The sequence below is a fragment of the Arthrobacter sp. K410C genome (genome assembly GCF_059090105.1).
On the sequence record NZ_JBNHFJ010000010.1, the window covers coordinates 24,332 to 41,216 of the forward strand.

The 16,885-nt window shown below is 66.7% G+C and carries 14 protein-coding genes and 2 riboswitches; of the genes, 12 read left to right on the plus strand and 2 right to left on the minus strand.

The features are described 5' to 3' along the window. Positions 1–85: 85 nt before the first annotated feature. From AC5RU7_RS14455 to AC5RU7_RS14500, 10 genes are all read left to right on the plus strand, one after another. Complete coding sequence (locus tag AC5RU7_RS14455) at positions 86–781, plus strand: iron-dependent transcriptional repressor DtxR (RefSeq protein ID WP_494052813.1); 696 nt, start codon at positions 86–88, stop codon at positions 779–781. 131 nt (positions 782–912) lie between these two features. Further along, positions 913–1,132: riboswitch (cyclic di-AMP (ydaO/yuaA leader) on the plus strand. 10 nt (positions 1,133–1,142) lie between these two features. Further along, entirely contained in the window at positions 1,143–1,964 is an 822-nt protein-coding gene (locus AC5RU7_RS14460) for a M23 family metallopeptidase (protein WP_494052908.1), read from the plus strand. A 128-nt stretch (positions 1,965–2,092) separates the two neighbouring features. Further along, a riboswitch (cyclic di-AMP (ydaO/yuaA leader) is annotated at positions 2,093–2,271 on the plus strand. 70 nt (positions 2,272–2,341) lie between these two features. After that, on the plus strand, positions 2,342–3,016 hold the full coding sequence (locus AC5RU7_RS14465) for a C40 family peptidase (RefSeq protein WP_494052814.1): 675 nt from the start codon (positions 2,342–2,344) through the stop codon (positions 3,014–3,016). A gap of 160 nt (positions 3,017–3,176) precedes the next feature. Next, on the plus strand, positions 3,177–3,950 hold the full coding sequence (locus tag AC5RU7_RS14470; protein ID WP_494052815.1) for an NlpC/P60 family protein: 774 nt from the start codon (positions 3,177–3,179) through the stop codon (positions 3,948–3,950). Between the two features lie 290 nt (positions 3,951–4,240). Continuing rightward, positions 4,241–4,741: an HNH endonuclease gene (locus tag AC5RU7_RS14475; RefSeq protein WP_494052816.1), complete on the plus strand. Its 501-nt coding sequence runs from the start codon at positions 4,241–4,243 to the stop codon at positions 4,739–4,741. Positions 4,742–4,793: 52 nt separating this feature from the next. Beyond that, the gene (gene mobA / locus AC5RU7_RS14480; protein ID WP_494052817.1) at positions 4,794–5,444 is read left to right on the plus strand and encodes a molybdenum cofactor guanylyltransferase; all 651 of its coding nucleotides are present in this window, start codon (positions 4,794–4,796) and stop codon (positions 5,442–5,444) included. A 40-nt stretch (positions 5,445–5,484) separates the two neighbouring features. Then, positions 5,485–5,778 carry a DUF6457 domain-containing protein gene (locus AC5RU7_RS14485; protein WP_165976987.1) on the plus strand — a complete coding sequence of 98 codons (294 nt, stop codon included), beginning with the start codon at positions 5,485–5,487 and terminating at the stop codon, positions 5,776–5,778. Beyond that, positions 5,775–7,151 (plus strand): molybdopterin molybdotransferase MoeA, encoded by a 1,377-nt coding sequence (locus AC5RU7_RS14490; RefSeq protein WP_494052818.1) that lies wholly within the window; start codon positions 5,775–5,777, stop codon positions 7,149–7,151. Before AC5RU7_RS14485 ends, AC5RU7_RS14490 begins: the two co-directional genes overlap by 4 nt. 113 nt (positions 7,152–7,264) lie before the next feature. Further along, positions 7,265–8,143, plus strand: coding sequence for a formate dehydrogenase accessory sulfurtransferase FdhD (gene fdhD, locus AC5RU7_RS14495; RefSeq protein WP_494011698.1), 879 nt, complete (start codon positions 7,265–7,267; stop codon positions 8,141–8,143). A 118-nt stretch (positions 8,144–8,261) separates the two neighbouring features. Continuing rightward, positions 8,262–11,294 carry an alpha-mannosidase gene (locus tag AC5RU7_RS14500; RefSeq protein WP_494052819.1) on the plus strand — a complete coding sequence of 1,011 codons (3,033 nt, stop codon included), beginning with the start codon at positions 8,262–8,264 and terminating at the stop codon, positions 11,292–11,294. 259 nt (positions 11,295–11,553) lie between these two features. On the opposite strand, the gene AC5RU7_RS14505 is transcribed toward AC5RU7_RS14500, so the two are convergent. Then, positions 11,554–12,291 carry a hypothetical protein gene (locus AC5RU7_RS14505; protein WP_494052820.1) on the minus strand — a complete coding sequence of 246 codons (738 nt, stop codon included), beginning with the start codon at positions 12,289–12,291 and terminating at the stop codon, positions 11,554–11,556. Next, positions 12,288–13,025: a hypothetical protein gene (locus AC5RU7_RS14510; RefSeq protein ID WP_494052821.1), complete on the minus strand. Its 738-nt coding sequence runs from the start codon at positions 13,023–13,025 to the stop codon at positions 12,288–12,290. The genes AC5RU7_RS14505 and AC5RU7_RS14510 overlap by 4 nt, the downstream gene beginning before the upstream one ends. A 238-nt stretch (positions 13,026–13,263) precedes the next feature. Here AC5RU7_RS14510 and abc-f point away from each other — a divergent pair, with 238 nt between their 5' ends. Then, positions 13,264–14,931 carry a ribosomal protection-like ABC-F family protein gene (gene abc-f / locus AC5RU7_RS14515; RefSeq protein ID WP_494052822.1) on the plus strand — a complete coding sequence of 556 codons (1,668 nt, stop codon included), beginning with the start codon at positions 13,264–13,266 and terminating at the stop codon, positions 14,929–14,931. A 30-nt stretch (positions 14,932–14,961) separates the two neighbouring features. Then, on the plus strand, positions 14,962–16,875 hold the full coding sequence (locus AC5RU7_RS14520; protein WP_494052823.1) for an ABC transporter ATP-binding protein: 1,914 nt from the start codon (positions 14,962–14,964) through the stop codon (positions 16,873–16,875). The last annotated feature ends 10 nt before the right edge of the window (positions 16,876–16,885 follow it).

Below are 16,885 nucleotides of genomic sequence, written 5' to 3' on the forward strand. Positions count from 1 at the left end.
GGCTAAGCTAGCCAACGGACTACGTCGCGGTGAACAGCGATACGGTGGGACAACGCAAGGTACTGCGCTCGAGGAGCTGAGCTGGATGACGGATCTGATCGACACTACGGAGATGTACCTTCGGACCATTCTGGAACTGGAAGAAGAGAACATCGTTGCCCTGCGGGCCCGTATCGCGGAACGCCTGCGCCACTCGGGTCCCACGGTGTCCCAGACCATCGGCAGGATGGAGCGCGACGGCCTGGTGGTGGTCTCCGGCGACCGGCACCTGGAGCTCACCGAAGTCGGCCGCAAGCGCGCCACCGAGGTCATGCGCAAGCATCGCCTGGCCGAGCGGCTCCTGGCCGACGTGATCGGGCTGGACTGGGCTTATGTGCACGACGAAGCCTGCCGCTGGGAGCACGTGATGAGCGAGCGGGTGGAGCGGCGCATCTACGAGATGCTGGACCATCCCACCGAATCGCCGTACGGCAATCCGATTCCGGGCCTTGCCGCACTTGGTGGCCAGCCCGCACTTGCCTCCAGCGATACGGTGACGAGCCTCCTGGAAGCCATGAAGTCCTACGGGCCTGCGTCGGAGGTCACGGTCAGCCGGTTGGCAGAGCCCATCCAGGTGGAGCCGGAACTGCTGTCCCAGCTCGATGAGGGAGGCATCCGCCCAGGCGCGGCGGTAACCCTTGAACGTGTGGGCGACTACATCTCGGTCCGCGTGCCCGGCATTGAAGGCGCTCTGGAACTTCCGCCGGAGGTTGCCGCGCACGTGTTCGTTCACGTTCGCTAGGAAGGCCGGACCGCCCGGTGTGACGCCGGTAACGCCAAGATAACGGAATTGTTACCTAGGGCCTTAAGCCCCTATAGTTGAACCAAGCGTTGATACAAAAGCGTTACCTGATCCGGAGCCGAGCTCTGCCAGCGGATCAGGAGCACGAGTCACTAACTGGCAGAGGCGGGGGAACCACAAGCGGCAGCGGGGGACTGCCTTGGGGTGAAGTCCGTCAGCAGCAAGCCTCTTCCAGTGAAGGAATCCCTCAGCGGATATCTCTGTGCCGAAGCTTGCTTACGGCGGGCCGGGTCTTTGAACTCTCTGACCCGAATCCGACAGCTAACTTCGCAGGCTTTCCAGAGAGGAATCCTTCTTGTCCATGCAGACCTCCAGGGGGCGCCGCCGCGCCGCTGGCCCCGCTTCGGCACCGCGCGTCGCCGAAGTCATCCACACGGAGCGCCCCCGCGATCTCCACCGTGATGCGCGGCGCCGTCGGGGTCCGTTCCGGCAAATCACCGAGTTCGCCTCGGCGAGCGGCATCGGCCAGAAGGCCGGCATGGCACTGGCTGCCACCGGCCTGGTGCTCACCGTGACTGTTCCGGCCACCAGCCCGGTCATGGCCACCGACGGGGCGGGCCTTGCGCCTGTTGCGGCCACCGCTGTGACCCCGCAGCCCGCTATCTCCGCCGAAGCCGGAGCGGAGATCGACTTCAGCCGCTCGGCCGTAGTGACCCAGGCGGATCCGGACGGCAAGCTCAAGCAGCTCCTGAGCGCCCAGTCCGCCGGCGCTGTTTCCCGCGCCGCATCCACCGGAAGCCTGGGCGCCCCGCTGGCGTCGCTGACCACAGCCTCGCCCTTCGGTTACCGCGTCAGCCCCATCACGGGTGGTTCCGGCGACTTCCACCGCGGGCAGGACTACGTTGCCCAGTGCGGGACCTCAGTTCTCGCGGCCGCCACCGGCACCGTGACGTTTGTAGGCTGGCACCAGTTCGGCGGCGGCAACCGTGTGGTGATCGACCACGGAAACGGCCTGGAGACCACGTACAACCACCTGTCGTCCTTCAATGTGACTGAGGGCCAGACGGTCTCGCGCGGCGAGGTTGTGGCACTGAGCGGAACCACCGGAGCCTCCACCGGATGCCACCTGCACTTTGAGGTGCAGGTCAACGGCGAAGTAGTGGATCCGACGGGCTGGCTCTAGTCAAATGGTTGCTGACTCTCGAATTGCCGTGACCAGCCGTGACCTGAATGTGACATTCAGTCAAAACTCCTGTACCGTCTAACTCGCGTCAACTTTTCCGAAGTTGACGCTCTTGTGCGGATTGCCTAACTCTGCCACCGCTCAAGGTCCGTTCGCATTTCATCGTCTGGCAGGGGCGGGGGAACCAATTTTGGCCTTCTTCACGGAAGGCCTTGGGGTTAAGTCGCAAAGCTTCCTTGAAGCGGCGCGGCCGGGTGACTCCCATCCGAATCCGACAGCTCACCTCGCAGGCATTGGGAGAGGCTACCTTCGTGTCTTCACGCCATAATTCTGCGCGCCACCGTGCGCAACCGGTCCGTACCAACCCTTTGGACGCCGTGTCCAAAGCTGTTAGTGCCAACGCCGGGACAGTGGGTCGCCAGGCTGCTGTTGTTGCAGCCGCTTCCGGCCTTGTCCTTGCCATGGGTCTGCCGGCCACCGCGGACACCACCGCCGGTGTCTCCGCTTCCACCGAGTCCGGTTCCGCGCAGACAGCACTTGCAGTCACCGCAGCACCTACCGCCACCGTTTCCTTCGAGCGCCCGGTGGTCACCACCGTCGCCGCCCCCGTTGTTGAACGCGTGACCGTGCAGTCAACCTCCGACGACGAGGACGAAACCGCCACTTCCGCCCAGTCAACCGCGGCAGAAAAGGTTGTTGCGACCGCCGCTTCTGCGGCCACCACCGGCCTCGCGGCCATCGCCTACACCGGCATTGGCAGCCCCTACGTCTGGGGTGGCACCAGCCCCACCTCCGGTTGGGATTGCTCGGGCTTCACCCAGTGGGTTTACGCCCAGGCCGGCATCAGCATCCCGCGCGTGAACGCATGGACCGCCATGACCCCCACCTCCACCCCCCAGCCGGGTGACCTGGTGATGCAGAACGGCGGCGCACACGTCGGCATCTACGTCGGCAACGGCATGATGATCAGCGCACTCAACCCCTCCCAGGGCACTCTGCTGCACTCCGTCGCCGCTACCGGCACCTCCTCCTTCTTCACCCTCGCAGGCTAATAGTTCTTGGGGCTTCGGCCCCGGGAACTATTTCTTTGCCCGCACTTTTTCGCTAAACCACCATCCCCGTTCGGGGCGCTCCGACGTACCCCCAAGATGCCGGCGCGTCCAAAACTCTCGGGTTGCCCACAGGCCCCGAGGTAATCGAAAGAGAGAACTGATGACTACTCGTGCTACCGCACGGCACCGTGCCGAGGTCACCAAAACCAGCTCGATCGCCGTCATTGCCAAGGCTGTGGGCGACAACGCCGGCGGCGTAGGTCGCCAGGCCGCCGTGATCGCTGCCGCCTCCGGCTTGGTGCTGACCAGCGGCGTCGCCGCCAACGCTGCCGACGCCAACATCCAGCGGGACTCCGCTCCGGCGTCCGCCCTGGAAGTTGAATCGGCCATCGAAGCTCCCATCTCCGCTGCTTCCACCATCGCCATCACCTACGAGAAGCCTGCCGTGACCACCACGCCGGCGCCCGTGGTCGTGGAAGAGCCGGAGGTTGAGGTAGAGGAAGCCGCGCCGGCGGCCCCTGCCCCGGCTGCCCAGACCGCTCCCGCTCCGAAGGTCACCGCCAAGGTTTCTGCTGCGTCTGCTCCTGCCGCGCCCGCTTCCGCCAGCGGCAAGGGTGCAGCCATCCTGTCCGCCGCCTACGCCCAGCTGGGTGTCATGCAGGACTGCACCATGCTGGTGACCAACTCCCTGGCGGCCGTTGGCATCAACTTCCACGACTGGCCTGCAGGCTACCTGTCACTGGGCCGCACGGTGAGCGCTGCCGAAGCCCAGCCCGGCGACCTGATCTACTACGCTGACGGCGGCGCCGGCATGGCGCACATTGCTGTCTACGCAGGCAACGGCCAGGCGGTCCACGGCGGCTACAACGGCAACCAGACGGTGGTCTTCAGCGCCAACGTTGGCTCCGGCCCGGTTTTCATCCGCGTCAACTAGTCCCCGCGTCCCCGGCCGGCGCCCCCGACGGCCGGCGATGGAGGAAGGACCCCTGCCCACAAAGCAGGGGTCCTTTCCCTTTTAAGGGAAGCAGGCGGGGCCTGCGGCCGGTCCGTGCGGAGGGCTCCAGGAGACGGCCTGCCAGCGGACGGATCAAATGCCTTCCCGAGGGCGATTAGCTGATAGTGCGCTTCTGTGTTTACTCTTGTGGTGTCGATCCATAGCCCGGACATGCCGAGGGCAGCCGGCCCTCGTGCCCCTGACGGGTGCGGCCGTGAAGAGGTACGTGCATGCGCACTCTCGTTCTGAATGCTGGATATGAACCGCTGGCGGTTGTCACTTTCCGCCGGGCGCTGGTGCTTGTGCTCACGGGCAAGGCGAGCGTGGTGGCCGAAGGGGACGACCCCGTGGTGGGTCCACAGGAAATACTGGGCCGTCCCTCGGTGATCCTCCTCAACCGCTACATCCGCCCGCGCTACAACCAGGCCACCGCCGTCAGCCGGCGGGGTGTGCTGAGACGGGACGGGCACAAGTGTGCCTACTGCGGCAAGGCTGCGCACACGATCGACCATGTCCACCCAAAATCACGCGGCGGAGCCGACTCCTGGGAAAACCTCGTGGCTGCCTGCCTCCGCTGCAACAACGCCAAGGGTGACCATACGCCCGCGGAAATGGGCTGGAAACTGCGCATCGTTCCGGAGCCTCCGCGCGGCACCATCTGGCAGATCAAGGAGCTGGAGAAGCCCACCCCCGCGTGGGACCCCTTCCTGCTGCCCGAGCGCGCTGCCTGAGCGGTCCTTCCCTGTTTGTGCGTCCCTGCCTGCCGCTGGCTAGGCTGGAACGGTGCAAGAGCCAATGCCGCATTTCGATGCCCTGATCCTCGCCGGAGGCCGGTCCTCCCGGCTGGGCGGAGTACCGAAACAGCACCTGCTTTTCCGCGGTGCCACCTTGCTGGAACGATCCCTTGATGCGGCGTCCGGTGCCCGCCGGACTGTGGTGGTCGGTCCCGATCCTGGGCGCCTGCCGGAGGGCGTTTTGTCCTGCCGGGAGCAGCCAGAGTTTGCAGGCCCCGCCGCCGCCATTGCTGCCGGGCTGGAGGTGCTGTCAAGGGCTGGCAGCGAAGCGGAGTACACGCTGGTGCTGGCCTGCGACATGCCGTTGGTGTCGGACGCCGTGGCCCGGCTCTCCTCTGCGCTGGCAGCGGAACTGGCTGGCGGCGGTGCCGGCAGGCCCGACGTGGTTATGGCCGCATCTGACGATGGCACTCCCCAAGGCAGAGCCCAGCCGCTGGCGGGTTTTTACCGCACGGCCGGGCTAAAAAAAGCCGTGCACGAGCTCGCCGCCAGGGGAGCCTTAATCAACGGCTCTGTCCGCTCCCTCCTTGCTAGTCTGGACGTGCAGCTTGTCACCGTATCCGCCGCCTCAACAGCTGATGTGGATACGTGGGACGATGCTGCCGCGCTAGGGATTTTCCGCCGGCCACCAGGACGATGACCAGGGCCGGCGCAGCCGCAGTTAACTTGGGAGGCAGTTCGTGAAAAGCCAGGAAGAGACGCTGGAGGAATGGTGCAGGTCACTGCTCCAGGCCTATGAACTCGAAGACGTCCAGGTGGATGTCAATGCCATTCTCTCGCTCGCCGGAGTGGCTGCCCACTCCGTGGTGCGCCCGGCCGCCCCGCTGACCACTTTCATTGCAGGCTACGCCGCCGGCCTCGCCTCAGGGGCAGGCCGGGCAACAGACGCCGCCTCCATGGACTCGGCCCTCGCCGTAGCCCGCTCCCTGGCCGCCGACTACGATGCTGAAGCTGCCGGGACTCCCGGCGAATGACGGAGGAGGCCCCCTCAGAAGCCGGCGAAGCCGAAGGGCAGGACGCGCATCACCATCTCGCCCACACCTGGGAAGAAGCCCGGCAGGCCGCTTTTGATGCCGCAACGCCGATCCCTGCCGGGCCCGTAGCGCTCGGCCTGGCCCTTGGACGCAGGCTGGACCAGGACATTGTGGCACTGCAGGACATGCCCCACTATGCGTCCTCCGCGATGGACGGGTGGGTAGTCAACGGGACAGGGCCCTGGATTCCGGCGGAACCGGGGACAAGGCTGGCGCCGCACCAGGCCAGCCCGATCGTGACAGGCGGCCTGATACCCCCCGGAGGCAAGGCCGTCCTTCGCAGCGAGAATGCCGTGCTGGGCAAAGACGACGACGGTCTGCCGATCCTGACAACGGGCGGCAATGCCCGCCCCGGCGAGCCCCGGATGGGGCAGCATATCCGGAAGGCGGGCGAGGAAGCCATGGAGGGTGACCTCCTGGTCGCTGCCGGAGTGGAGCTGAATCCGGCCCATCTGGCCCTCGCTGCCCTCGCTGGGTATGACGAGCTGCGTGTCCAGGGCAAACCGCTGGTGCGGCTCCTGCTGACAGGCTCCGAGGTGGTGGCGCAGGGACTTCCCGTTCCGGGCAAGGTGCGGGACACGTTCGGCCCGCAGCTTCCTGCGGTGGTCACGATGCTGGGCGGCATCGCCGGCGGCCAGCAAAAGATCGGTGACTCCTACCAGGAATGGCTCGCCGCCCTGGAGGATGTGGTCCCGGAGGTGCCGGGCGTGCCGGACCTGCCCGCCGACGTCGTGATTACCACAGGCGGGACCGGCCGCTCCGGTACTGACCACCTGCGCAGGGCGGTGGCCGAACTGGGCGGGCGGCTCCTGGTGGATGGCGTGGCCATGCGGCCCGGGCATCCCGCCGTGCTGGCTGAGCTGCCGGACGGCCGGTTCGTGCTGGGGCTGCCGGGCAATCCGCTGGCCGCGATGATGGCGCTGTGCACCGTAGGTGCTCCGTTGCTCGCTGCGCTGGGCCACGGAGCCATGCCGGCCGTGCAGCAGGTTCCGTCCGGCACAGTGATCGAACCCGACCCCGGGCGGACGCGGCTGATGCCCTTCCGCCTCCTGTACGGCATGGCGTCGCCGGCCCAGCACACGGGTCCGGGAATGATGCGGGGACTGGCTTTCGCTGACGGCGTCATGGTGGTGCCGCCGCATGGGGTGCAGTTGGGGGAGCCCGTACCGGCTTTTGCGCTGCCGTGGGGTCCGCCCATTCCCGAGCCGGCGGACACCCCCGCCAAAGCGAAGCCGAAGAGCAGCCGGGCTGGCCGGGCCGCGGGTAAGCCGGCTCCTGCCGGCCCGGTGGACTGGAGCGCCCTGCTTGGCTAGGCAGTATTCCCCCCGACCGAAAGAGTTCCCGCAGGACGTTAAGGGCAACACTGCACTCCAGTTGAGCGGGGGCACTGCGGTTGCAATGATTGAGTTATGAACAGGCAGGAAGCATGGGACGCGTAACCCAGCGCCGCAAGGTGCACAAGTATCTGCTGGACGGCTCGCCAAAGGCCCTCGAGTTTCCGGTCCGGCACCGGGAAGACGTCCTGGCGGTGGAGGAACCGCTGGAAATCCGGCTGGGACGGATGTCCTTCTCCGTCACCATGCGTACTCCCGGCGACGACTTTGACCTGGTGGCGGGATTCCTGGTGTCCGAGGGCGTCATCTGGAGTGCCGACCAGCTGGTGTCCCTCCGGTTCTGCGCCGGCGAGGACGAAAACGGCATGCAGACCTTCAACGTGGTGGAAGCCCAGCTGCGGCCCGACGTTCCCCTCCCGGACACGGGACGCAACGTCTACACCTCCAGTTCCTGCGGTATCTGCGGTACTGACTCCATCGACTCGGTCCGGAAATCCTCGCACTACAGCCCCCAGGACGATCCGGTCACCGTGGACGCCCACGTGCTTGCGTCGCTGCCGGCGCTGCTGCGGGAATCCCAGCGCGTCTTTGAGGAAACCGGGGGAGTGCACGCGGCCGGGCTGTTCAGGATTGCGGACGACGGCGGGGTCCAGCTTCTGTGCCTCCGTGAGGACGTGGGGCGGCACAACGCCGTGGACAAGGTGGTTGGCTGGGCCCTGCGCGAAGGCCTCCTTCCACTGCGCGGCACAGTGCTGCAGGTCTCCGGCCGGGCATCCTTTGAACTGGTGCAGAAAGCTGCCCTGGCGGGAATCCCTGTACTCTCCGCGGTCAGCGCGCCATCCAGCCTGGCGGTGGAACTTGCGGAGGCGAGCGGCCTGACGCTGGCGGGCTTCAGCCGGGGAACCAGCCTCAACGTATACGCCGGCGATGCCCGGGTGCTCAGGCCGGCGGCGGAAGTGCCGGCGTCCTGAGGCGGCTGCAGATGGCCACGGATCATTCTGGAGGGGTTGGATAAGAGGCTACTAGCGGGTAGATTTGTCCATCGAATGGACACCATGGTCCACTTCCAAACTCTAAAGAAGGCACACATTGCATGACGACCGCCGGATAACGGAAGTCCGCCTCGAGAGGTTCGTGCGTGAGCGCATCACCCCTTCCGTCTACGGCCGGAGCCTTCCCCTTGCCTTGAGCAGCTGGGATGTGCCGGATGAGCCGGTCCCTGCGCTGGAGGCCATGCGGCAGGAATTCCTCCCGCAGGAGCATGGTGCTGCCTGGGGCAAACCGTGGGGCACCAAGTGGCTTCGACTCCAGGGTGAGGTCCCTGAGTCATGGGGCACCGAGCCGGACACCACGGTGGAAGTGGTGGTGGACCTGGGCTTCACCATCGAGACGCCGGGTTTCCAGTGCGAGGGCATTGCCTGGCGGCCGGACGGAACTATCATCAAGGCCGTCTCCCCGCGCAACCAGTACATCCCGTTGAAGCTGCTGGGTGGCGGCATGGCAGTGGACTTCTATGTGGAAGCCGCCGCCAATCCTGACGTTGCCCAGGGCTGGACCTTTGCCGCAACACCCTATGGGGACAAGTCCACTGCCGGAACGGCGCCGCAATACCGGCTGGGGACCATTGCGATCGCTGAACTGAACCAGACTGTGTGGGAGCTCCAGCAGGACGTCTGGACCCTCGCGGGACTGATGGAGCAACTGCCGCTGGAGCTTCCCCGCCGGCACGAAATCCTCCGCGCCCTTGAACGCATGATGGACGTCATGGACCCGGATAATGTTGCCGGAACGGCGGCGGCCGGCCGCGAAGCCCTCGCCGGCGTCCTGGCCAGGCCCGCCTACGCATCCGCCCACCAACTGGTTGCCACCGGCCATGCCCACATCGATTCCGCCTGGCTGTGGCCGGTCAGGGAAACCATGCGCAAATGCGCGCGGACCTTTTCCAATGTTGTGTCCCTGATGGACGACAACCCGGACTTCGTCTTCTCCTGCTCATCCGCACAGCAGCTGGCGTGGATCAAGGAGTTCTACCCGGAACTCTTCAGCAGGATCCGCGAAAAGGTCAGTTCCGGCCAGTTCGTGCCCGTGGGCGGCATGTGGGTGGAATCGGACACCAACATGCCCGGCGGCGAGGCAATGGCCCGCCAGTTCTTGGAGGGCAAGAGCTTCTTCCTGTCGGAGTTCGGCATCGAATGCCGGGAAGCGTGGCTGCCGGATTCGTTCGGGTACTCTGCAGCCCTTCCGCAGATTGTAAAGTCCGCGGGCAGCCGCTGGTTCCTTACCCAGAAGATCTCCTGGAACCAGACCAACCGGATGCCGCACCACACCTTCAACTGGGAGGGCATCGACGGCACCCGGCTTTTCACGCACTTCCCGCCGGTGGACACCTACAACTCCGAACTCAGCGGGCGGGAGCTGGCCCACGCCGAACGGAACTACCGGGACCACGGCAGGGGAACAGTGTCACTGGTGCCGTTCGGCTTTGGCGACGGCGGCGGCGGACCTACCCGGGAGATGCTTGCTGCGGCGGCCCGCACCGCGGACCTCGAGGGCTCGCCGAAGGTGCGGATCGGGTCTGCGGAGAGTTTCTTCCGGCAGGCCGAACAGGACTACACCTCGCTGCCCGTCTGGGTGGGTGAGATGTACCTTGAGCTGCACCGCGGAACGTACACCAGCCAGGCCCGGACCAAGAAGGGCAACCGGCGCAGCGAGCACCTGTTGCGGGAGGCCGAACTGTGGTGCGCCACGGCAGCGGTCCGGACGGACGGCGCCTATGCCTACCCGGCAGCCGAGCTCAAGCGCCTGTGGCGGCTGGTGCTCCTGCAGCAGTTCCACGACATCCTTCCCGGCAGCTCCATCGCCTGGGTCCACCAGGATGCGGAGCGCAACTACCAGGCGATCGAAGCCGGGCTGGAAGCACTGATCGGCCAGGCCGCTTCCGCGGTGCTGGGTGCGGGGGAACGGAAGTTCCTCCTCAATGCCGCACCGCATGCCAGGGACGGCGTGCCCGCCCTGGCGGCGGCAGAGCCGGGCATTCATTCCGAAGCCGTCAGCGCAACGGCCGAAGCGGGCGGATACGTCCTGGACAACGGGGTTATCCGCGCGGTGCTGGATGGAAAAGGCCTCCTGACGTCCCTGCGGGATTATGCCAGCGGCCGGGAAGCCATTGCCCCGGACCAGTACGGCAACCTGCTGGAGCTGCACCGGGATACCCCCAATGAGTGGGATGCCTGGGACATCGACGAGTTCTACCGGCGCAATGTCACTGCACTGACCAGCGCGGAATCGGTCCGGCTGGAAAGGGAGGGCGGAACCGCCATCGTGGTGGTGGAACGGCTGGCCGGGGCCTCTGCGATCACCCAGCGGATAGCGCTCGAGCCGGGCAGCCCCTCGCTGTCCATCACCACCGCCGTGGACTGGCAGGAACGGGAGAAGCTGCTGAAGCTGGGGTTCGCCCTGGACGTCCGGGCAGACCGCTCGGCTGCCGAGACGCAGTTCGGGCACGTTTTCCGGCCCACCCACACCAACACGTCCTGGGAGGCAGCGAAATTCGAGATCTGCGCGCACCGGTGGATCCACGTTGCCGAACCCGGCTACGGGGTGGCGGTCTCCAACGCGTCCACCTACGGCCACGACGTGGCCCGGAGCATCCGGGAGTCCGACGGCGGCACCACCACCACCGTGCGCCTGTCCCTGCTGCGGGCGCCCAAGTTCCCGGACCCGGAGTCGGACCGCGGGCTTCACGACCTGACGGTCACCATCCGGCCCGGCGCCGGCATTGCCGAGGCTGTCCAGGAGGGCTACCGCACCAACCTCGCACCCCGGATAGTCCATGGGGCCGCGCCGGTTGAGCCGTTGTTCGCTGTAACCAACCCGGCCCTGGTGATCGAAGCCGTCAAGCTTGCCGAGGATGGCTCCGGCGATGTGATCGTCAGGCTGTACGAATCGTTGGGGCAGCGCTCCGCCGGGCGCGTCACTGCCAATTTCGCGGCAGCGGCTGTCCGCGCCGTGGACCTGCTGGAGCGCGATGTCCAGGCGCCGGGAGTGGAAGCCGGGGCCGGCGTTGCTGCCCTGCAGCTCCGCCCGTTCCAGCTGGTCACGCTGAGGTTCGCCCGCGGGTAAGAGTTTTTGGCCAGATATGGCGACTTCAGGGCCTCTGAGGGCGCAATATCTGCCCAAAAACTTCGCGGGAAACAGGCCTTAAATAGGCTGAGTGGGGGCGGTCCCCAACGGCCGCCACCACTCATCCCCCCAATGTGTGCAAAGGCCCCCGGGACAGGAGGCGTTCAAGAATTTATCCCCGTTCGTAAACGCCGCTCGGCCCCACCTTCACACATTCATGATTGTTTCATATTCTAATGAATTTGTGAAAGCTGCCTTGTTACTTTTCGGTAGATGTCCTTTGCCTGCCGATGCTCCTTCCGCTTTTCACCCTTGCGGCCCAAATCAGGGCGAGCCCGATCACGAAGCACAGCACCGCCGTGTAGTTCACGACGAACTCTATGGCGTCCCAGGAGCGGGGGATGAATGGGAACAGCAGTGACAGGGCGATGGCAACTCCGCCCAGTGCCAGGAGCCCGGCCGCTATTCGTATGAGGATGGGCAGACGGCTGCGCACGGCACGGACCATGGCAGGCAACAGCACCAGCGAAACATAGGACGGGTAGGCCCGGCCCGCCGCCCCGTAGTACTCCACCAGGACAGCGTTGCGGGCGTCCCGCCAGGCCGGGCCCATGAGCCCTGCCGACGATCCGGCGGTATCCATGAGGAAGAACACGGCTACCATCACCACGGAAATGACCAGCAGCACCATCATGCCGGCCCTTCCGGTGACCAGCCGGTAAGCGCCCTCGGCACCAAATCCCTTGGTGACGCGGATGCCCAGGAGGAAGATGGTGGCGAAGATGACGAACCGCAGCAGGAGGTTGGCCAAGTTGATCCCGCCCAGTGCCTGGTCGATAAGCACATAGGGCGCCTCGATGCTCAGCAGGATGGCAAGGGTCATCAGGGCGAAGATGTAGAAGGGCGACCGGTTCTCACCCCGCAGCAGGCTGGGTATCCGCGCTATGGCGGTAAGGCCGCAGACTGCCAGCGTGGTCCATTGCAGGACTTCAATCATCCCAGGTTCTCCCAGATCTTTTCTGTCTGTGCTTGGTCCTGCTCCTGGCGCCGCAATACCTTGCCCAGCGCCTGGAGCCTGTCACCGGCAAGGGTGGCCAGGTCGCCGTCGGACATGCTGTCCAGGGCCGCCTGGCGCGCACCCGGCGGCCAGCCTGCCTCTTCCTCCGTGACCAGCCCTGTGGCCACCAGGCCCCCTGTGGGTCCCACTCCGGCCGCCCGCGACGTTGCAAGGGCAAGTTCCGGGGAGAGCCGGTTGGCAGTCAGCTGGGCGGAGTAGTTCTGGGGTGCCACCCCGGTGGCAGCCGAGACGCGGTGCCGCACCTCGCCGTCGTCTATGGCGTCAACCCAGTTCTTCACCGAGGTGGGGTGCGGGGCGGGGCTAAGGGCCGGCGGCTGCGGTCTTGGGTTTCCGGAGGGATCCATAGCGGGGCGCGCCAGCGCCGCCTGCAGCAGGTCCGGGGTGGAGATTTGGCTGATCAGCTCACAGCGCGTGGGCGGCGGGAGCGGGCCGGCCAGTTCACGGAAGTCTTCGAAATACGCCAATGCGGCCACGGGATTGACGTTGAAGGCCCGGGCGATGCTGACCACGGTGGTCACGGAGACCTTGCCCCTGACCAGCTGCTGGGCGAGCGTTGTCCTTTTGATCCCGGAGACCCTGCAGACGTCTGCGGTGCTGGCATCGGGGGCGATGCCTTGCAGCCAGCGCTGGAACGCCTTGGCAGGAAGGGTCATGGGGTGCTCTCTGCAGAACGGACGGTGAATCAATTTTAGCGTGCCGCCAATTCGGCCGATTTTACCGCCGATGCTGTTTCGACTATGCTTGATGGTCGAGCCCGTTGGTCCGTACACCCCCCAAGTCCGGACCAGCGGGTTCTTTCATGCCCTGCGTCCGGGATCCCCGGTATTCCGCACGGCGGCGCCGGCCCTGGTCCGGCAGAAAACCGGGCTGTACCGGTGAAAGGATGGACCAATGACTGCAACCCTCGTTGCCAAGAACATCGCGGGCGGGCATGACCACCGCCAGCTCTTCGCAGGACTTTCCCTGACCGTCGCGCCCGGCGATGTTGTGGGAGTGGTTGGAGCCAACGGGGCAGGCAAGACAACACTGCTGCGGATCCTCGCCGGCGCGGACCAGCCGCAGGCCGGGGCCGTAAGCCTGGCTCCGGCGGACGCGTTTGTGGGCTGGCTTCCCCAGGAGCACGAGCGGGTGCCGGGAGAGACCGTGGCCGGCTACATCGCCCGCCGTACGGGCTGCGCACAGGCCACCGCTGAAATGGAATCCACGGCAGAGGCATTAGGCAGCGGCGCGCCGGGCGCCGACGATGCGTACGCCCGGGCTTTCGACCGGTGGATGGCCTCCGGCGCCGCCGACCTAGACGACCGCATCCCTGCCGTCCTTGCCGATCTTGGCCTGGAGGCGGGCGCAGACGCCCCCATGACCGGCCTTTCCGGCGGCCAGGCCGCCCGGGTTGCGCTGGCTGCCCTGCTGCTGAGCCGGTTCGACGTGGTGCTCCTGGACGAGCCCACCAACGACCTGGACCTGGCCGGGCTCGCCCGGCTGGAGGACTTCGTGAAGGGGCTGCGCGGCGGCGTGGTCCTGGTCAGCCACGACCGCGAGTTCCTGGCCCGCTGCGTCACCACCGTGGTGGAGCTGGACCAGGCACAGAACGCCGTCTCGGTGTACGACGGCGGGTATGACGCCTACCTGGAGGAACGTGCAGTCGCGCGCCGCCACGCCCGCGAGAAGTACGAGGAGTTCGCCGCCACGAAGGCGGACCTGGTGTCCCGTGCCCGGACGCAGCGGGAGTGGAGCTCCCAGGGCGTCCGCAACGCCATGCGGAAGAGCCCGGACAACGACAAGATCCGCCGCGCGGCCAGCACGGAGTCCTCGGAAAAGCAGGCGCAGAAGGTCCGGCAGATGGAATCCCGGATCGCGCGGCTGGATGCGGTGGAGGAACCGCGGAAGGAATGGCAGCTGCAGTTCTCCATCGGCGAGGCCCCGCGGTCAAGTTCGGTGGTGGCCACCCTCCGCGAGGCCGAGGTCCGCCTGGGCGGGTTTACCTTGGGACCGGTCAACCTGCAGCTGAACGCGGGGGAGCGGATCGGCATCACCGGTCCCAACGGTGCAGGCAAGTCCACGCTGCTCCGTCTCCTCCTCGGTTCCGTTGAGCCCGACGCAGGCAGCGCGTCCATGGGCGCCTCCGTTGCCATTGGCGAGATTGACCAGGCACGCGGGCTGCTGCAGGGGCACCTGGCCCTCGCTGACGCCGTCGGGGAAGTCCTTGGCGACATGACCCCGGCGGAGGTCCGCACCCTGCTGGCCAAGTTCGGCCTGAAGGCCGACCACACCGGGCGGCCCGTTGATTCCCTCTCGCCCGGGGAACGCACCCGGGCCGCGCTGGCCCTGCTTCAGGCGCGCGGCGTGAACCTGCTGGTCCTGGATGAACCCACCAACCACCTCGACCTGCCGGCCATCGAGCAGCTCGAAGAGGCCCTGGACAGCTACGACGGCGCCCTCCTGCTGGTGACCCACGACCGCAGGCTGCTCGAGAACGTGCGGCTGGATGTACGTTGGGAACTGGACAACGGCACGGTCACCGAGCAGCACATCTCAAGCAGCATGAGGACCGACAGTTAGGGAACAACTTTTGACCGCGGAGCAGTATCGATGAGCATGGAACAGGTTGCCCGGGGTTCCCTTTACAACCTCGTCAGGGCCAAGAGCGGATCCAAGCCGTTCTCCAAGGAAACCCTCAAGCGGGTCCTGGCTTTTGCCCGGCCGCACCGCGGCAAACTGCTGGCCTTCATCGCCATGTCCGTTGCGACGGCCTTCCTTGCCGTGGCCACCCCGGTCCTGGCCGGCCAAGTGGTGGATGCCATCGTGGCGCGCGCCAGCGAGGGCGAGGTCATCCGGCTGGCCCTGCTGATCGCCGTTGTCGCCGTTGCCGAAGCGGGCCTGGGCCTGGTGAACCGCTGGCTGTCCTCCACCATCGGCGAAGGCGTGATCCTCGACCTGCGCACACGCGTCTTTGACCATGTGCAAAAAATGCCGATCGCCTTCTTCACCCGCACCCGGACCGGCGCCCTTGTCAGCCGCCTGAACAATGACGTCATCGGAGCACAGTCGGCATTCGCCGGGACCCTGTCCGGCGTGGTCAGCAACGTGGTGGCCCTGGTCCTGACCCTGGCGGTCATGCTGGGGACCTCGTGGCAGGTGACGGTCCTGGCCATGCTCCTGCTGCCCGTGTTCCTGGTCCCCGCCCGGCGGATGGGATCCAAGCTGGCAGACCTGCGCCGTGAGGCGGCCGAACACAATGCGGCCATGGGCACCCAGATGACCGAACGCTTCTCCGCCCCGGGCGCCACGCTGGTCAAGCTGTTCGGCCGGCCCGCGGACGAATCCCGGGAGTTCGCCGTCCGCGCCGGCCGGGTCCGCGACATCGGCATCCGGACAGCCATGCTGCAGTTCACCTTCGTGACGGCACTGACCCTGGTATCCGCCCTTGCCCTGGCGTTGGTCTACGGACTGGGCGGCTGGTTTGCCATTACCGGCCAGCTGGCCGCGGGCGACGTGGTGGTCCTGGCTCTGCTGCTCACCCGGCTGTACGCTCCGCTGACGGCGCTGTCCAACGCAAGGGTGGAGATCATGAGCGCCCTGGTCAGCTTTGAACGCGTTTTTGAGATCCTGGACCTCCAGCCGCTGATCCAGCAGAAGCCCGGCGCCGTTCCGGTTCCGCCGGGCCCGGTGTCCGTAGAGTTCGACGACGTCCGCTTCGCCTACCCGTCCGCGGACAAGGTCTCACTGGCCTCGCTGGAGGAAGTGTCCACCCTGGACACCCGTGGCGGCGAGGAAGTGCTGCACGGAATCAGCTTCCGGGTGGAACCCGGGCAGACGGTGGCGCTGGTCGGGTCCTCCGGCGCCGGCAAGTCCACCATTGCCCAGCTGCTGGCCCGGCTGTACGACGTCGATTCCGGTGCCATCCGGCTGGGCGGCAGCGTGCCGGGCTCCGGCCTGGACCTGCGGGATGCCACCTTCGACTCCCTCCGGGACACGCTGGGAATGGTCACCCAGGACGGCCACCTCTTCCACGAGACCATCGCCTCCAACCTGCGCCTGGCCCGGCCCGACGCCACCGAGAAGGACATGTGGGACGTCATCCGGCGGGCGCGGCTGGAAACGATGATCCGGTCCCTGCCGGACGGGCTGGAGACCGTGGTGGGGGAGCGCGGCTACCGGCTCTCGGGCGGTGAGCGCCAACGCCTCACCATTGCCCGGCTGCTGATCGCCCAGCCCCGGGTGGTCATCCTGGACGAAGCCACCGCGGCCCTGGACTCCACCAACGAGGCGGCCGTGCAGGCAGCCCTGGGCGCCGCACTCGAGGGGCGCACCGCCGTCGTGATTGCCCACCGGCTGTCCACCATCCGCGCCGCCGACGCCATCCTGGTGGTGGAGGACGGTCGGATCGTGGAGCGGGGCACCCATACCGAGCTGCTCGCCGCGGACGGCCGCTACGCGGAGCTGTACCGCACCCAGTTCGCGGAGGCGACCGCCGTGGCGCAGGAGGCGGTTCCCGAGCTGTAGCCTTCCGCCG

Bases quoted from the DNA above. Each gene is read 5' to 3' on its own strand.
- abc-f (WP_494052822.1), top strand. From the start codon at position 13,264: ATGACTGCAACCCTCGTTGCCAAGAACATCGCGGGCGGGCATGACCAC.
- AC5RU7_RS14520 (WP_494052823.1), top strand. From the start codon at position 14,962: ATGAGCATGGAACAGGTTGCCCGGGGTTCCCTTTACAACCTCGTCAGG.
- AC5RU7_RS14505 (WP_494052820.1), bottom strand. From the start codon at position 12,291: ATGATTGAAGTCCTGCAATGGACCACGCTGGCAGTCTGCGGCCTTACC.
- AC5RU7_RS14455 (WP_494052813.1), top strand. From the start codon at position 86: ATGACGGATCTGATCGACACTACGGAGATGTACCTTCGGACCATTCTG.
- AC5RU7_RS14470 (WP_494052815.1), top strand. From the start codon at position 3,177: ATGACTACTCGTGCTACCGCACGGCACCGTGCCGAGGTCACCAAAACC.
- AC5RU7_RS14510 (WP_494052821.1), bottom strand. From the start codon at position 13,025: ATGACCCTTCCTGCCAAGGCGTTCCAGCGCTGGCTGCAAGGCATCGCC.
- fdhD (WP_494011698.1), top strand. From the start codon at position 7,265: ATGGGACGCGTAACCCAGCGCCGCAAGGTGCACAAGTATCTGCTGGAC.
- AC5RU7_RS14490 (WP_494052818.1), top strand. From the start codon at position 5,775: ATGACGGAGGAGGCCCCCTCAGAAGCCGGCGAAGCCGAAGGGCAGGAC.
- AC5RU7_RS14475 (WP_494052816.1), top strand. From the start codon at position 4,241: ATGCGCACTCTCGTTCTGAATGCTGGATATGAACCGCTGGCGGTTGTC.
- AC5RU7_RS14460 (WP_494052908.1), top strand. From the start codon at position 1,143: ATGCAGACCTCCAGGGGGCGCCGCCGCGCCGCTGGCCCCGCTTCGGCA.